This is a genomic window from Mesorhizobium sp. B2-6-4 (assembly GCF_006441495.1).
Taxonomy (GTDB): domain Bacteria; phylum Pseudomonadota; class Alphaproteobacteria; order Rhizobiales; family Rhizobiaceae; genus Mesorhizobium.
Genome location: NZ_VFUE01000013.1, coordinates 53599 through 68022, shown reverse-complemented (window position 1 = coordinate 68022; position 14424 = coordinate 53599). Strand labels below are relative to the sequence as shown.

Annotated in this window: 18 protein-coding genes; 14 read left to right on the top strand and 4 right to left on the bottom strand. The window is 63.6% G+C overall.

All coding sequences use genetic code 11. The features are described from left to right. The first annotated feature begins 26 nt into the window (after positions 1-26). From hflK to FJ426_RS19170, 7 genes are all read left to right on the top strand, one after another. Positions 27-1148 carry an FtsH protease activity modulator HflK gene (gene hflK / locus FJ426_RS19195; RefSeq protein ID WP_140495337.1) on the top strand — a complete coding sequence of 374 codons (1122 nt, stop codon included), beginning with the start codon at positions 27-29 and terminating at the stop codon, positions 1146-1148. After that, positions 1148-2116 carry a protease modulator HflC gene (locus FJ426_RS19190; protein ID WP_140521174.1) on the top strand — a complete coding sequence of 323 codons (969 nt, stop codon included), beginning with the start codon at positions 1148-1150 and terminating at the stop codon, positions 2114-2116. The genes hflK and FJ426_RS19190 overlap by 1 nt, the downstream gene beginning before the upstream one ends. Before the next feature lie 6 nt (positions 2117-2122). Next, positions 2123-2311 (top strand): DUF2065 domain-containing protein, encoded by a 189-nt coding sequence (locus FJ426_RS19185; protein ID WP_140825498.1) that lies wholly within the window; start codon positions 2123-2125, stop codon positions 2309-2311. A gap of 137 nt (positions 2312-2448) precedes the next feature. Beyond that, positions 2449-3963 carry a DegQ family serine endoprotease gene (locus tag FJ426_RS19180; protein WP_140664672.1) on the top strand — a complete coding sequence of 505 codons (1515 nt, stop codon included), beginning with the start codon at positions 2449-2451 and terminating at the stop codon, positions 3961-3963. Between the two features lie 54 nt (positions 3964-4017). Next, complete coding sequence (locus FJ426_RS32060) at positions 4018-4287, top strand: PIN domain-containing protein (protein WP_281405496.1); 270 nt, start codon at positions 4018-4020, stop codon at positions 4285-4287. Continuing rightward, on the top strand, positions 4221-4442 hold the full coding sequence (locus FJ426_RS32055) for a PIN domain-containing protein (RefSeq protein WP_281405495.1): 222 nt from the start codon (positions 4221-4223) through the stop codon (positions 4440-4442). Before FJ426_RS32060 ends, FJ426_RS32055 begins: the two co-directional genes overlap by 67 nt. Beyond that, entirely contained in the window at positions 4439-4699 is a 261-nt protein-coding gene (locus tag FJ426_RS19170) for a toxin-antitoxin system HicB family antitoxin (protein WP_140495345.1), read from the top strand. Before FJ426_RS32055 ends, FJ426_RS19170 begins: the two co-directional genes overlap by 4 nt. Here FJ426_RS19170 and FJ426_RS19165 read toward each other — a convergent pair whose 3' ends face one another. Both FJ426_RS19165 and serB read right to left on the bottom strand, forming a co-directional pair. After that, positions 4700-5263: a GNAT family N-acetyltransferase gene (locus FJ426_RS19165; RefSeq protein WP_140825497.1), complete on the bottom strand. Its 564-nt coding sequence runs from the start codon at positions 5261-5263 to the stop codon at positions 4700-4702. Continuing rightward, on the bottom strand, positions 5260-6147 hold the full coding sequence (gene serB, locus FJ426_RS19160; RefSeq protein WP_140825496.1) for a phosphoserine phosphatase SerB: 888 nt from the start codon (positions 6145-6147) through the stop codon (positions 5260-5262). Before serB ends, FJ426_RS19165 begins: the two co-directional genes overlap by 4 nt. On the opposite strand from serB, the gene miaA reads away from it, so the two are divergent. Together miaA and FJ426_RS19150 are read left to right on the top strand one after the other, a co-directional pair. Continuing rightward, a complete protein-coding gene (gene miaA, locus FJ426_RS19155) occupies positions 6137-7102 on the top strand; it encodes a tRNA (adenosine(37)-N6)-dimethylallyltransferase MiaA (protein ID WP_140825510.1) in 966 nt (321 codons plus the stop codon). The two genes, serB and miaA, sit on opposite strands and share 11 nt — an antisense overlap. 106 nt (positions 7103-7208) lie before the next feature. Beyond that, positions 7209-8000, top strand: a complete 792-nt coding sequence (locus FJ426_RS19150) for a GGDEF domain-containing protein (RefSeq protein WP_140495351.1) — start codon at positions 7209-7211, stop codon at positions 7998-8000. A gap of 217 nt (positions 8001-8217) precedes the next feature. On the opposite strand, the gene FJ426_RS19145 is transcribed toward FJ426_RS19150, so the two are convergent. Then, on the bottom strand, positions 8218-10050 hold the full coding sequence (locus FJ426_RS19145; protein ID WP_140553686.1) for an ATP-binding protein: 1833 nt from the start codon (positions 10048-10050) through the stop codon (positions 8218-8220). 154 nt (positions 10051-10204) lie between these two features. Between FJ426_RS19145 and FJ426_RS19140 the strand changes: the two genes are divergently transcribed. The 3 genes from FJ426_RS19140 to FJ426_RS19130 are packed head-to-tail and all read left to right on the top strand — an operon-like array spanning position 10205 to position 11652. After that, positions 10205-10768 carry an XRE family transcriptional regulator gene (locus FJ426_RS19140; RefSeq protein ID WP_140564207.1) on the top strand — a complete coding sequence of 188 codons (564 nt, stop codon included), beginning with the start codon at positions 10205-10207 and terminating at the stop codon, positions 10766-10768. Between the two features lie 4 nt (positions 10769-10772). Then, entirely contained in the window at positions 10773-11081 is a 309-nt protein-coding gene (locus FJ426_RS19135; RefSeq protein WP_140516495.1) for a hypothetical protein, read from the top strand. Between the two features lie 49 nt (positions 11082-11130). Then, complete coding sequence (locus FJ426_RS19130; protein ID WP_140825495.1) at positions 11131-11652, top strand: GNAT family N-acetyltransferase; 522 nt, start codon at positions 11131-11133, stop codon at positions 11650-11652. Positions 11653-11655: 3 nt separating this feature from the next. Here the strand turns inward: FJ426_RS19130 and FJ426_RS19125 are convergent, their stop codons facing one another. Continuing rightward, on the bottom strand, positions 11656-12543 hold the full coding sequence (locus tag FJ426_RS19125; RefSeq protein WP_140825494.1) for a LysR family transcriptional regulator: 888 nt from the start codon (positions 12541-12543) through the stop codon (positions 11656-11658). Positions 12544-12661: 118 nt separating this feature from the next. Between FJ426_RS19125 and FJ426_RS19120 the strand changes: the two genes are divergently transcribed. Further along, on the top strand, positions 12662-13813 hold the full coding sequence (locus FJ426_RS19120) for a gamma-butyrobetaine dioxygenase (RefSeq protein ID WP_140825493.1): 1152 nt from the start codon (positions 12662-12664) through the stop codon (positions 13811-13813). Continuing rightward, a complete protein-coding gene (locus FJ426_RS19115) occupies positions 13810-14400 on the top strand; it encodes an HD domain-containing protein (RefSeq protein ID WP_140825492.1) in 591 nt (196 codons plus the stop codon). Before FJ426_RS19120 ends, FJ426_RS19115 begins: the two co-directional genes overlap by 4 nt. Positions 14401-14424: the final 24 nt, after the last annotated feature.

Here is a 14424-nt window from a genome sequence, read left to right as displayed (position 1 = left end):
AGGGAATTCCAAGCGAAAGGACATTCATGCCCTGGAACGACAAAGGTGGCGGTGGCGGCGGCCCATGGGGCGGCGGCGGCAACAATCAGGGACCCTGGGGGCAGGGACCGAAGGGGCCAAGCGGCCCGCAAGGCTCGCCTCCCGACCTCGAGGACATCATCCGCCGTGGCCAGGACAGGCTGCGGCGCGCGCTGCCCGGCGGTGGCGGCGCCAGTCCGGCCATATTCGGCCTGATCGGCGCGGCGCTGGTCGTGCTATGGGCGTTCCAGGCAGTCTACACCGTGCAGCCCGATGAGGTCGCGGTCGAGCTGCGCTTCGGCAAGCCGAAGGCCGAGCTGTCGCAGCCCGGCCTGCATTTCCACTGGTGGCCGCTCGAAACCGTCGAAACGGCCAAGATTTCCGAGCAGCTCGTCGACATTGGCGGTGGCGCGTCCAGCGGCAACACGTCGGGGCTGATGCTTTCGGGCGACCAGAACATCGTCAACGTGCAGTTCTCGGTCGCCTATCAGGTCTCCGATCCCCGCGCCTATCTGTTCGACGTCTCCGACCCGGACGGCATGCTGCGGCAGGTCGCCGAGAGCGCGATGCGCGAGGCCGTCGGCCGCAGGCCGGCGCAGGACATCTTCCGTGACGACCGCCAGGGCATAGCGGCTTCGGTGCGCGAGATCATCCAGACCACGCTCGACGGCTACAAAGCCGGGCTTCAGGTCAACGCCATCTCGATCGAGGACGCCGCACCGCCACGTGAGGTCGCCGATGCCTTCGACGAGGTGCAGCGCGCCGAGCAGGACGAGGATAAGTTCGTCGAGCAGGCCAACCAGTACTCCAACCAGAAGCTCGGCCAGGCACGCGGCGAGGCCGCACAGGTCCGCGAAGACGCGGCCGCCTACAAGAACCGGGTGGTGCAGGAGGCCGAAGGTGAGGCCCAGCGCTTCATCTCCGTCTATGACGAATATGCCAAGGCGCCCGACGTGACGCGCAAGCGGCTTTACCTGGAAACGATGGAGAAGGTGCTGAAGGACTCCGGCAAGGTGATCGTCGAGCAAGGCAACGGGCAGGGGGTCGTCCCCTATCTGCCGCTGCCGGCATTGCAGCAGAAAGCGCCGGCTCCGGCCCCGCTTGGCGCGACGACGGGAGGTAACCAGTGATGGCCAACCGTCTCCCCGTCATCGTCGTCATCGCGGCGGTCATCCTGTTCCTGCTCTATTCGTCAGTCTTCGTGGTCAATGCGCGCCAGCAGGCGCTGGTGCTGAGGTTCGGCGAGATCGTCGACGTCAAGACCGAGCCCGGCATCTACTTCAAGGCGCCGTTCTCGTTCTTCGACGCCGACACCGTGCAGTTGATCGAGAATCGGGTGCTGCGCTTCGACCTCGACAACATCCGCGTCCAGGTCTCGGGCGGCAAGTTCTATGAGGTCGATGCCTTCATCGCCTACCGCATCTCGGATCCGCGTGTCTTCCGTGCCGCGGTATCCGGCCAGATCGAGCTCGCCGAAGCGCGGCTGAGGACGCGTCTCGACGCTGCCTTGCGCCGCGTCTACGGTCTGCGCGACTTCGAGGCCGCCCTTTCGGAGGAGCGCGCTGTGATGATGCGCGAAGTGCGCGATCAGCTACGGCCCGACGCCACCTCGCTCGGCCTGCAGATCGAGGATGTCCGCATCCGCCGCACCGACCTCACCGCCGAAGTCTCGCAGCAGACCTTCGATCGCATGAAGGCGGAACGTCTGGCTGAGGCCGAAAGGCTGAGGGCGCGCGGCAACGAGGCGGCGCAGCGCATCAAGGCCCGCGCCGACCGTGAGGTGGTCGAGATCATCGCGGAAGCGCAGAAGGAGTCCGAAATCCTGCGCGGCGAGGGCGAGGCGCAGCGCAGCGCCACCTTTGCCGAGGCTTATCAGCGCGATCCGGCGTTCTTCGATTTCTACCGGTCGATGAACGCCTATGGCACGGCGCTGGACAACACCGGCACGACAATGGTGCTGTCGCCGAATTCGGAGTTCTTCCGTTTCTTCCGCGACCCTGACGGAAAGGAGGCGCCGGCAAGGCCGGCGGCTCCGCAACCGGCACCTCCTGCCGCACCGGCGACCGCACCCGCAACTTCGCCCGGCACCGGCCAGTAGCGGCCGGTGCAGGATTTCTTGGCGGCAATAGGCCTGGTCCTCGTCATTGAGGGCTTGGTCTATGGCGGCTTTCCCGGTTTCGCCAGGAAACTGGCGGGCGAGGTGCTGTCATTGCCGGAGAATGCATTGCGGATTGCCGGGCTGGTGGCGATTGCCGCCGGCGTCGGTATCGTCTGGCTGATCCGCGGCGGCTAGGGGGTGTGCAAAAACGCGGGATTTACACTCTGCCAATAGCCATAGCCGCAAACGTGCCCTATTTCTTGCCATCATGGCGCGACACGGCGTTTCCGTCGAAGCGCTTTTCTCTTTCAGAAGTGCCGGGAGGCTTCTCGATGACATCCAACACCCTTTTGCGCGCGGCTCGACGCACGTTCGTCGCTGGCGCGGCAGCGCTTCTTCTGGGCACCGTGGCCGTTCCGGCCTTCGTGACGCCGACAATGGCCGCCGACGGGCCTGCTTCGGTGGCCGACCTGGCGCAAGGCCTGCTCGGCGCGGTGGTCAACATCTCGACGTCGCAGACGGTGAAGGGCACGGAAGGTCCGGGCGCGGTGCCGATGCCGCAGCTTCCCGAAGGCTCACCGTTCCAGGATTTCTTCGACGATTTCTTCAAGAACCGCGGCGGCGACAAGGACAATGGCTCGCAGAAAGTGCAGTCGCTCGGCTCCGGTTTCGTCATCGACGCCGAGCAGGGCATCGTCGTCACCAACAACCATGTCATCGCCGATGCCGACGATATCGAGGTCAATTTCTCCGATGGAGTCACGCTGAAGGCGACGCTGGTCGGCACCGACACCAAGACCGATGTCGCGGTGCTCAAGGTCGATCCGAAGGGCCACAAGCTGACGGCGGTGAAGTTCGGCGATTCCACCAAGATGCGCGTCGGCGACTGGGTGATGGCGATCGGCAATCCGTTCGGCCTCGGCGGCACGGTCACGGTCGGCATCGTCTCGGCGCGTAACCGCGACATCAATTCAGGCCCCTATGACGATTTCATCCAGACCGATGCCGCGATCAACCGCGGCAATTCGGGCGGGCCGCTGTTCAACAGCGCCGGCGAGGTCATCGGCATCAACACGGCGATCATTTCGCCGTCCGGCGGCTCGATCGGCATCGGCTTCTCCATCCCCTCGCAGCTCGCATCGGGCGTTGTCGAGCAACTGCGCCAATATGGCGAAACGCGGCGCGGCTGGCTTGGCGTGCGCATCCAGCCGGTGACCGACGACATTGCCGAGAGCCTCGGCATGGCGACCGCCAAGGGTGCGCTGGTCGCCGGCGTCATCAAGGGTGGACCGGTCGACAACGGCACCATCCAGGCCGGCGACGTGATCATCAAGTTCGACGGCAAGGACATCCACGAAATGCGCGACCTGCCGCGTGTGGTCGCGGAGAGCCCGGTCGGCAAGGCGGTCGACGTGCTGATCGTGCGCAAGGGTGTCGAGCAGACGGTGAAGGTAACACTTGGCCGGCTCGAGGACAGCGAGAAGCTCGCCAGCGGCGAAAACGGCAACACCGACCAGGACAAGGGCGACAAGGCGCCGGCGGTTTCGACGGCCTCGGTGCTTGGCATGACCGTCGGCGAATTGAACGACGAGACGCGCAAGAAGTTCAGCATCGCCGCCGATGTTTCGGGCGTCGTCATCACCGATGTCGCCAAGGATTCGGCCGCGGCTGAACGCGGCATCCAGCCGGGCGAGGTGATCACCGAAATTGCACAGGAATCGGTTGCCACGCCCAAGGATGTGATGGACCGGATCGGAGCGCTGAAGGAGCAGGGACGCAAGAACGCGCTGCTGATGCTGGCGTCCAAGACCGGTGAGCTGAGGTTTGTGACGATCCGGATGGACTGAGATCGCTAACGATAGTCATATTGTAACATCCCATGGGATGTACTATTTTGACTTGTGAGGCGGATCGTACTGGACACAAACGTTTTGACGGCAGGTTTGCGAAGCAGGAATGGCGCGTCTTTCGCCATCCTGCAGCTGATTGCGGATCGGCAAATTCGCCCATTAGTGACGACAGCGCTGTTTCTTGAATATGAAACCGTGCTGGCCAGACCCGAGCAGGTGGCGGCTCACGGGTTGTCCGCGCCGGATCTGGGCGTTTGCTGGCCGGCTTTGCATTGCTGGCTGAGCCGGTCGAGCTGCACTTTCTCTGGCGGCCGCAATTGAACGATCCGAAGGATGAGATGGTGCTTGAAGCAGCGATCAACGGCCGGGCCGATGCGTTGGTGACTCACAATCGCCGGGACTTCCTAGCTGCGGCAGGCCGTTTTGATGTACTGCTTGTGAGCCCGGCCGAGTTCTTGGAAGGACTTCGTACATGAGCAAAGCGACTTATCCGCTGAAACTGCCACAGTCGGTTAAGGAAGCAGCCGCGCGCCTTGCGAAGGCCGATGGCGTGTCGCTCAATCAATGGATTGCGTCGGCTGTGGCGCAAAAGGTCGGGGCAATGGAAGCGGCAGCTGACTTCCTGCGTCGTCGTGCCGGCGACGCGTCACCGGGCGATTTCGCGAAAATGCTGGGGCGGGTCGCAGACAGATCGCCACAGTCCGGCGACGAATTTCCACCTGACAGGCATTGATCAGCGACGATTCTTCCGCCAATCCGCGCTCGTCAGCCTGTAGAACACATGCCTCTTCAGCTCCGGGTGGCTGTCGGGAATGCCGGGGTGGTCGAAGTTGGCCGAGGGATCGGCGGTCATGCCGAGGCGCTTCATGACGGCAGTGGAGCGGCGGTTGTTCTCGACCGCGAAGGAGACGATCTCGCCAAGACCGAGTTTTTCGAAGCCGTAGGCCAGCCATGCCTCGGCAGCTTCCGTGACATAACCCTTGCCCCAGAATTCGGGCGCCAGCCGCCAGCCGACCTCAACGGTGCCGGCGGGAAGGAACGGCAGATGGTCGGTCCCGGTGATACCGACAAAGCCGATGCATTGACCTGATGCAGCGACCTCGGCGGCGGCAAAGCCATAGCCGTCCCGATCGATGATGGCCCGCAGCTCGTCCATCTTGGCGTTTGCTGCGGCACGGTCGCGACGGAAGGGGAAGAACTCCATCACGCGTTCGTCGGAATTGATGCGATGGAACAACTCGCGGTCACAATCCTCCCAGTTGCGCAGGATCAGGCGCTCGGTGCGCATTGGTTTCATTGGACGAACTCTTCCTGCCTGTAGCCTTGCAGATAGAGCAATGCGGTCAGGTCGCCATGGTCGATGCGAACCTTTGCCTGCGCGGCCACCATCGGTTTGGCATGCAGCGCAACACCGGTGCCGGCAAGGCGGATCATGTCGAGATCGTTGGCCCCGTCGCCGACAGCAATGGCATCGGCCGGGGTGAGGCCGAGACGCGCAGTGATCTCGATCAGCGCCTCGGCCTTGGCGGCGCGGCCTAGGATCGGCTCGCCGACCAACCCGGCAAACAGGCCATCCTGTTCGAGCAGGCGGTTGGCGCGATTTTCATGGAAGCCGAGCATGGCGGCGATGCGTGAGGTGAAGACCTCGAAGCCGCCCGAGACTAGTGCGGTCCAGGCGCCGTTGGCCCGCATCGTCTGCACCAGCGCGCGGCCGCCGGAGGCCAATGTCAACCGGTTGGCAACGATCAGATCGACCACGGCCGCATCGAGCCCCTTGAGCAACGCCACGCGCTCGCGCAGGGCGGGCTCGAAGGCGACCTCGCCATTCATCGATCGTGCGGTGATCGCCGCGACGTGCTCCTTGACGCCGATCTCGTCGGCCAACTCGTCGATGCATTCCTGGTCGATCATGGTCGAATCCATGTCGGCGATGAGGATCTTCTTGCGGCGCGTTGCCGACTGCTGGACGATCACGTCGATCGGCTCGGCGGCCAGCGCCGCGCGCAGATTGGCGGTCGCCTCGTCGGCTTGTGCATTCGCCGGCAGTGCGAGATCGCAGGCAATGTCTTCGGCCATCCAGCGAACAGTGCTTGCGCCCACCGACCGTGAGGCCATATTCGCAAGCGATGGTGACAAGGCACGATCGGCGGGATGGGAAACAAGCGTGGCGATAAGCGGCATCGATAATTCCGGTGCGGATGCGGGCGAAGGCCGCGTGAAGAATGCGATCCTGATAGCCGGGCCGACCGCCAGCGGCAAGTCGGCGCTGGCGCTCGACCTGGCCGAACGTATAGGCGGCGTGATCGTCAACACCGATTCCATGCAAGCCTATTCGGTTCTCGACGTGTTGACTGCCCGGCCGGAGGCGGCGGACCTCGCTCGGGCACCGCATTATCTCTATGGGCATGTCCATCCCGGCACCGCCTACTCGACCGGGGCGTGGCTGCGCGACGTGACGAGGCTGATCGAAGACGGCGCGCTCTCGCGGCGACCGATCTTCGTCGGCGGCACCGGCCTTTACTTTCGCGCCTTGGCCGAGGGCATTTCGGAAATGCCCGACATTCCGCGGCAGGTACGCGACCGTTGGCGCTACGAGTTGAAGGAGCAAGGCGCCGTCAAACTGCATGGCATCCTGCTGCGCGAGGATTCCAGGGCAGCCATGCAGTTGAAGCCCACGGACAGCCAGCGCATCGTGCGGGCGCTCGAAGTGCTCGACGCATCCGGCCGCTCGATCCTGGACTGGCAGGCCGCGCGGGGCCGGCCGCTCATCGACAGACAGACGGCCCGCTTCTTTGTCATCGAGCCGGAGCGGGCCGCGCTGGTCGGACGCATCGAAAGGCGTTTCGACCAGATGCTGGCCAAGGGCGCACTGGACGAAGTCAGGCAACTCGCATCGCTTCGTCTCGATCCGCAATTGCCGGCGATGAAGGCGATCGGCGTTCGCGAACTGCAAGCGGCGATGGCCGGACAATCGGGTTTTCCCGAGGCGATTGAGCGCGCCAAGATCGCAACCAGGCAATATGCCAAGCGGCAGACGACCTGGTTTCGGCACCAGCTAGGACCGGAATGGCAAAGATTGCATCCTGGTGACGATATCGAAACCACGATCCAAACGCTTGTTGCTAATGCAACCTAGAAAGCCTTTCCTTCACGGAAAGGTTCTCGTTATGGTTGTCCAAATTAACCCTCCGTAAGGCCCGCCATGCCATAAGGTCGATGGGCATTTTTCCATCGGGGAGCAGATGCGTTTCCACAAGGCGGAATCGGCGTTTTTCGTCTTTATCTTCGTGATCCTGGCCGCCGGCCTGGTGACGCTGCATGCCTATGGATTGCTGCAATCCTTTGCCACCGAACTGCACACGGCCTCCGGCCTGGACAAGGTTATCTACCTCAACAAGCTGCTTTTCGCGACGGGCGTGCTGCTCGCGACCGCGCTGTTCTTCGGCATCTTCTTCATATACCCGCTGATCCGCAGGCAGGCGACGGAGGAAGGCAAGCTGCGCGCCATGACCGTGTCGCTGAGCGCCCGCTCCGAGACGTTCGAACATGCGGCGCTGACAGACAGCCTGACCGGCATGCAGAACCGGCGCTATTTCGACGACGCGCTGAAGGAATACCTCGAAGAGTTCAAGCGCATCGAGAAACCCGTCGGGCTGATGATCCTGGACCTCGATCATTTCAAGCAGGTCAACGATACACACGGCCACGACGTCGGCGACGAGGTGCTCAAGGCCGTCGCCAGCTGTCTCAAGGACATGACGCGCTACCATGACGTGGTGGCGCGATTGGGCGGCGAGGAATTCGCCGTGGTCACGCCCAACATGGAGGCGGAATTGTTGTCGAAATTCGCCGAGCGTATCCGCAAGGCGATCGCCAACATGTCGGTTCTCTCCGGCAATGTCCGGCTCAAGATCACCACCAGCGTCGGCCTTGCCGTTTGGGACCGCAAGGAGACGGCGGAAGAATTCTATCGCCGAGCCGACCGCCAGCTCTACGAGGCCAAGAGGCAAGGCCGCAACCGCGTCTGCGCCTGAAATCCCGAAGAAGAATTCATGAGGCCGGTTGCCTGACGCGGCTTTTTCGACTTCCGGTGCTCACGGACTGAATGTCCGCTCCGCTCCGGCTTCTCGAAAACCACGCCATTCAATCCGGCCTGATGAATTCCCTTTCGGGATTTGACCAAGCTGGTTCGATGAAGCCTTTGGAAGCTTGTGTGCGGCTTCCCGGCCGGTCGTCAGAGAGCTTGCAGGCTCAATCGTTCTGAGGGCGCATGCCGAAGGTGGCGGGCTTGAGGCCGTAGCGCATATCGAAATCATCATCCGATTGCACGCGTGCGGCCGGCGGCTTGCGGTAGTCGGGATCGCCAGCCTGGCGGCCAGAATCGACCACTTCGGCAAAGGCCATCGCCTGCTGCTGCGGCTTTGGAACGTTGCGAAGCCGTTCCACTATCGTCACCAGATCGACATCGTCGCCGGTTTTCGACGACATGGCTTGTTCGCGCTTCGCCGTGCCGGGGATCAGTTCAGCCGGCAGTCTCTCGAACTTCAGCCGCATCGTCGTGGCCACGCCTTCGCCGAAGGCGATGGCTTCGCGCTGGCCCATGGACGACAGGAAAGCAAGCGTGGAGGCGGACGAGTCGGCGATGGCCGAACGGATGATCGCCTGGTCTTGCTCATTGGCGAGCCGCATGGCGAAAAAAGTCGAGCATTGCGACAGGATGGTCGGGTCAAGTTCGCCCGGGCGTTGGGTGACGACGCCGAGATAGCAGCCATACTTGCGGCCTTCCTTGGCAATGCGCGACAGCGCGTGCCTTGTCGGCGCGAAGCCGAGGCGCGCATCGGCCGGCATGTAGCGATGCGCTTCTTCGCACAGCAATAGGAGCTGCAGCTTGCCCTCGCTCCACAGCGCAAGGTCGAACGCCAGGCGCGCCAGCACCGAACAGACGGAATTGACCACTTCGGACGGCATGCCGGCCATTTCGAAACAGGTCACAGGGCGGCCGTTATGCGGCACGCGGAAGATGTTGCCGATCGTCTCGTGGATGGTGTCCTCGATCAGGCGCGAGTTGAACATGAAACGGTAGCGCGGATCGGCTGCCGCCGATTCGATGCGAGTCTTCAGCGATTTGAGCGTCGGGCGCTCGTTCTTGCTTTCAAGCATGCCCATGCGCTCGTCAATCTGCTTGAGCAGATCGGCAATGCGGTAGGGCACTGGCGTATCCGCGGTTAGCGCATCGCTGCCGCGCCTGAGATAGGCGCCGGAATTGGGGTTGCGATAGAGGTTTTTGGCGAGCGGAATGAGGTCGCGCAGCGCATCGATCTCGTCGGGCACGGTCTCGCGGCCGCGAAACAGAACCTCGGCGAATTCCTCGAGCCGGAACATCCAGAACGGAAGGTCGAGCGTCTTGGAATCGACCTTGACGCAATATTCGGGCAGCGACGCGGCGAATTCATTGTGCGGATCGAGGATCAGGATGCGCAGATCCGGCCGCGCCGCGATCGATTTGCGCAGCAGCAGCGAGACGGCGGTGGACTTGCCGACACCGGTGGTGCCGACAATGGCAAAGTGGCGCGCCAGCGTGTCGTCGATGGCGATGTTGGCGGCGATCGCCTCGTCCTGCGACAGCGAGCCGATGGTGATCGAATGACGCCCGGCCAGATCGTAGACGGCCTGCAGGTCACGGCTGCGGATGCGGTGCGCGATGGCGCCGATATGGGGATAGGTGGTGATGCCGCGGTCGAAGATCGGCTTGGAGCCGGGTTCGGCGCCGTCGCGCACTTCGCCGATCAGCTCGATGCTGACCTCGATGGCGTTCTGGCCTTCGCTGTTCCAGGCGCGATCCGACTTGCCGATCGCATAGACCAGGCCGACGGTGCGCGTGGTGCCGAGATTGACCGAGATCATCTTGCCGACCGTCCACAGGCCGGTCACCGCGCCGTCGACGTCGTCCGCAAAGGCGCTGATGGTGGCGCGCGCACCGTCGCATTGCACGACATTGCCCAGGATGCGCCTGTCGTTCTGTTCGGCGTTGCGGCGCTCCTGCGATGTCGGTTCTCCGACCGAGGCTTCGCGTTCGACATACATGGACAGGCCAATCCCCATTTTCCCTCACGTCGAAGCCTACAGGAACGGGGTTAAGGTCGAGTGTGGCCGGATGGTGTAGGGACGATTAAGAAGCCGGCGAAAATTGTCGCGACAAGGCTCTTTTCCAGCTATCGGTTTTCGCTATAATAGACGAATGGATGATATGACGAACGACATTACCTCGACAATCGGCAGACGGATACACGCCGAGAGGACGATACGGGACTGGTCCCTGGCCGAGCTCGCCGAGCGCTCCGGCGTCTCCAAAGCCATGCTGAGCACGATCGAGCGCGGCATGACCAGCCCGACGGCAGCGCTCCTGGTGCGGATCGCCGCCGCCTTCGGCATGACGCTGTCGACCCTTATCGCACGCGCGGAATTGCAGGGCGGCGGCTTGCTGCGGGCGAGCGACCAGCCCGTCTGGCGCGATCCCGACACCGGCTATGTCAGGCGGCATCTTTCGCCGGCCGGCGACATGCCGCTCGAACTGATCAGGGTTCATCTGCCGGCGGGCGCCAAGGTCAGCCTGCCCGCGGCATCCTACGCCTTCATCAAACAGCAGATATGGCTGATCTCCGGACGGCTGGAATTCATCGAAGGCGATCTGGTGCACAGGCTCGAGCCCGGCGACTGTCTGGCGCTCGGCGCGCCGTCGGACTGCACCTTCCATGCGCTCGAGGCGGGCGCCGACTATCTCGTCGCGCTGGTCAGGGCCTGACATCATGCCGAGACGTCCAAAGCGCTCCCACAATGGGGGACCGCCGCTCGACGACTACAAGGGGCCGCCATGGGGCAAGGGCGATCCTTATATTTTCCTGGCCTGGCAGGCCGCGCATGCCAAGGCGTGGAAAGCACCGAGCCGCGACGTCATGCTGATGCGCGTGGACAAGGCGGAACGGCTGGGACTTACCTATGAGGAATACACGCTCGAACTCCTCGAACGCGGACGCCACCTTCAGGAAGAGGACACCGAACGCATCGCCGCGATCAAGGCGGCGCGCAAGGGAAAGCGATTCAGCGCTTTCGATTGACGCCAGTTCGACCGTATCGATCCTTCCATCTCAGCCAGGCAGAACGAGCATGCATTCCATCGAGATCAGAATGTTGACGCAGGACGCGCGGACACAGGCGTTGCTTGGCGATCTTCTGGTCGAAACGGTTGCCGCGGGCGGGTCGGTGAGCTTCATGCATCCGCTGGCGCCGGAAACCGCCCGCAGGTTCTGGGACACGTCGCTGACGGCGGCCGCAAGAGGCGAGCGGGTGATGCTTGGCGCGTGGGAGGCAGACAGGCTGGTCGGCACGGTCACGCTGCTGCTCGACTGTCCGCCCAACCAGCCGCACCGGGCCGAGATCGCCAAGCTGATGACGCGCCTCGATCGTCGAGGCAAAGGCGTGGCGACCCGCCTGATGCAAGCGGCCGAGGCCCTTGCGGTGGAGAGGGGCCGCACGCTTCTGGTTCTGGATACGGCGACCGAAGAGGGGGCGTCCGGGCTCTATGAGAGGCTGGGCTTCACGCTGACCGGGGAAATACCGGACTATGCATTGAAGCCCCATGGCGGGCTGACCGGCACGCTCATCTACTGGAAGCGCATCGGCCGGTGAACGTCATGTCGGAGATGGCTCGCCGAGGCGCGACAGCAGCCATTGGCGGAAATCCTGCTCGGCACCGGTCAGTCGCGCGATCGGTGCCTTGGTCAGAAAATGCCCCGATGTGCTCGGGAGCTCGAAATCGGAAAGCCTGGCCAGGGCCTTGCTTTCGAGTGCCTCGTCAATCAGCGGCCGCGAGCCCAGAAGCACGCCCGCGCCGGCTCGCGCAGCCTCCATCGCAGCCACGAAGCTGTCGAAGCGATGCGAGCGCCTGGGGCGACCGGCCAATCCCGCCGCGGCGAACCATTCCGCCCACATCTCGCGCGCACCGGCGACCAGGAGCAGCGGCAGGGATGTCCAGTCGGCATCACTGGCCAAGGCCGGGGCGGCCACCGGCACAAGCCGCTCGGCGGTCAGCCTGTCGGCCAGGCGTCCGGGAAAGGATCCGTTGCCGAAACGGATGTCCAGCGCTGAGCCCGGCAGGTCATAGTCGGTCGGGCGATGGATCGTCACCAGGTCGACATGGATGCGCGGCAGCGCCTTGGCAAGGTCGGGCAGCTTCGGAACGAGCACCAGCAAAGCGAAAGAGATCGGCGCCCGCAAGGTGACGGTCTCGACGGCGCGGGGCTCGAACAGTTCCGCCGTGCTGCTGCCGATGGTGGCGAAGGCTGATTGGATGTGGGGCAAGTAGGCGGCGCCCTCCGGCAACAGTGCGACGCCCCGCGCCAGCCGTGAGAACAGACGCGTCTTCAGCCGATCCTCGAGGAGCCGGACATGCTGACTGACGGCCGCCTGGGTCAGGCCGAGTTCGGCGGCCGCCGCCGTAAAATTCGAAAGCCGCGCCGCTGCCTCGAAGCTGCGCAGCCAGTCGAGTGGGGGCAAGGTGGGGATGGTTCTCGCAGGCATTACGATTTTGCAGCCATTGACCGAAAAATGATAATTTCAATTATACCTTTCGCTCGATCAACATGCAATCGAGGCCCCGCTGAGCGGACTGCGGGGCGCAATGGACAGGAACATCTCCATGTTGACCGATGCGCTGATAGGCGACGCAGGAAGAATGATCGAACTGGGCTGGAAGGACGGGACGCGCTGCCGGTTCCATGCCATGTGGCTTCGCGACAACGCACTCGACGACAAGACACGCAGCGCCGGCAACGGTCAGCGACTGATCACCATCCTCGATATTCCAGCCGAGACGCGGATCGGTGCTGCTTCGATCAAGGGCGATGCCGTGGAGATCAGCTTCGTGCCCGAGAAGAAGACGGTCAGCTTTCCCGAGGCGTGGCTTCGAGCCAATGCCTATGATCGCGCCGAGGCCCGTCAGTCCGGATGGACGGCCGACGCGGTGCAGCGCTGGACCAAGGCGACGATGCAGAATTCGGTGCCGCGCGCCGGCTATCCGGCGGCAGGCCGCAGCCGCGGTGTACTGCGGGAATGGCTCTCGGCGGTGAGGACATATGGTTTTGCAGTGATGGACGGACTGCCGGCCGAATCCGGCGCTCTGTGCAAGGTCTCCGACCTGTTCGGCTACATCAGGGAGACCAATTACGGGCGCTGGTTCGAAGTGCGCGCCGAGGTCAATCCGAACAATCTGGCCTACACCAATCTCGGCCTCCAGGCGCACACCGACAATCCTTATCGCGACCCGGTGCCGACGCTGCAGATCCTGTCCTGTATCGAGAACACGGTGGAGGGTGGTGAGTCCAGCGTGGTCGACGGGTTCGCCGTGGCGGCCGCCTTGCAGGCCGAGAATCCCGAAGGCTTCCGACTCCTGAGTTCGCATCCTGCCCGTTTCGAATATGCCGGATCGTCCGGCGTGCGGCTGCAGGCGAAGCGGCCTATGATCGAACTCGGGCCGGACGGCGAACTGATCTGCATCCGCTTCAACAACCGCTCGCTGGCGCCGACCATCGACGTGCCTTTCGCCGAGATGGATGCCTACTACGCCGCCTATCGCCGCTTTGCGGAGTTGATCGGGGATCCGGCTTTCGAAGTAACGTTCAAGCTTGAGCCGGGGCAGGCCTTCATCGTCGACAACACCCGCGTCATGCATGCGCGCAAGGCGTTTTCGGGAACCGGCAAACGCTGGCTGCAGGGCTGTTATGCCGACAAGGACGGCCTGCTGTCGACGTTGGCGGCGATCGAGCACGGTTTCAAGGAGGCGGCGGAATGAACGCACATGATCTGAACGCCGGCAACATCGTCGAATTCATCGCCGATATCTTCGAGCGCCGGGGAGCCGAATCCTATCTCGGCGAGCCGGTGACGATGTCCGAGCATATGCTGCAGGGCGCCTGGCTCGCAGAGCAGGATGGTGCGCCGGAAGAACTGGTGGCAGCAGCCCTGCTGCACGATATCGGCCACTACACCAGCGAGTTCGGTACCTATTCGCCCGATGACGTCGGGGACAAGCACCATGACGAGGCCGGCGGCGAGGTGCTGGCGCCGTTCTTCCCGCCGGTCATCGTCGAATGCGTCAGGCTGCATGTCTCGGCCAAGCGCTATCTCTGCGCCACCGACCCGACCTATTTCGACAAGCTGTCGCCGGCTTCGGTTCATACGCTGTCGTTGCAGGGCGGGCCGATGAGCCCGGACGAGGTGGCCGGGTTCCGCAAGAACCCGTTTCACGAAGAGGCGGTGCGCGTCCGCATCTGGGACGAGGGCGGCAAGGTCGCCGACATGAGGACGCGCACGTTTCGCGACTATGTGCCGTTGCTAGAACGCGTGGTGGCGCGGTTCGCGGCCGACCAGGCGGCGTAGCCGATCGCACCGATCAGGAAAGGG

What these genes read in the sequence shown, in the direction of transcription:
- FJ426_RS19120 (WP_140825493.1), top strand. Translation starts at nt 12,662, where the DNA reads ATGTTGACCGATGCGCTGATAGGCGACGCAGGAAGAATGATCGAACTG.
- FJ426_RS19115 (WP_140825492.1), top strand. Translation starts at nt 13,810, where the DNA reads ATGAACGCACATGATCTGAACGCCGGCAACATCGTCGAATTCATCGCC.
- FJ426_RS19145 (WP_140553686.1), bottom strand. Translation starts at nt 10,050, where the DNA reads ATGTATGTCGAACGCGAAGCCTCGGTCGGAGAACCGACATCGCAGGAG.
- hflK (WP_140495337.1), top strand. Translation starts at nt 27, where the DNA reads ATGCCCTGGAACGACAAAGGTGGCGGTGGCGGCGGCCCATGGGGCGGC.
- serB (WP_140825496.1), bottom strand. Translation starts at nt 6,147, where the DNA reads ATGCCGCTTATCGCCACGCTTGTTTCCCATCCCGCCGATCGTGCCTTG.
- FJ426_RS19140 (WP_140564207.1), top strand. Translation starts at nt 10,205, where the DNA reads ATGGATGATATGACGAACGACATTACCTCGACAATCGGCAGACGGATA.
- FJ426_RS19180 (WP_140664672.1), top strand. Translation starts at nt 2,449, where the DNA reads ATGACATCCAACACCCTTTTGCGCGCGGCTCGACGCACGTTCGTCGCT.
- FJ426_RS19190 (WP_140521174.1), top strand. Translation starts at nt 1,148, where the DNA reads ATGGCCAACCGTCTCCCCGTCATCGTCGTCATCGCGGCGGTCATCCTG.
- FJ426_RS19150 (WP_140495351.1), top strand. Translation starts at nt 7,209, where the DNA reads ATGCGTTTCCACAAGGCGGAATCGGCGTTTTTCGTCTTTATCTTCGTG.
- FJ426_RS19165 (WP_140825497.1), bottom strand. Translation starts at nt 5,263, where the DNA reads ATGAAACCAATGCGCACCGAGCGCCTGATCCTGCGCAACTGGGAGGAT.
- FJ426_RS19130 (WP_140825495.1), top strand. Translation starts at nt 11,131, where the DNA reads ATGCATTCCATCGAGATCAGAATGTTGACGCAGGACGCGCGGACACAG.
- FJ426_RS19135 (WP_140516495.1), top strand. Translation starts at nt 10,773, where the DNA reads ATGCCGAGACGTCCAAAGCGCTCCCACAATGGGGGACCGCCGCTCGAC.
- FJ426_RS19125 (WP_140825494.1), bottom strand. Translation starts at nt 12,543, where the DNA reads ATGCCTGCGAGAACCATCCCCACCTTGCCCCCACTCGACTGGCTGCGC.
- FJ426_RS19170 (WP_140495345.1), top strand. Translation starts at nt 4,439, where the DNA reads ATGAGCAAAGCGACTTATCCGCTGAAACTGCCACAGTCGGTTAAGGAA.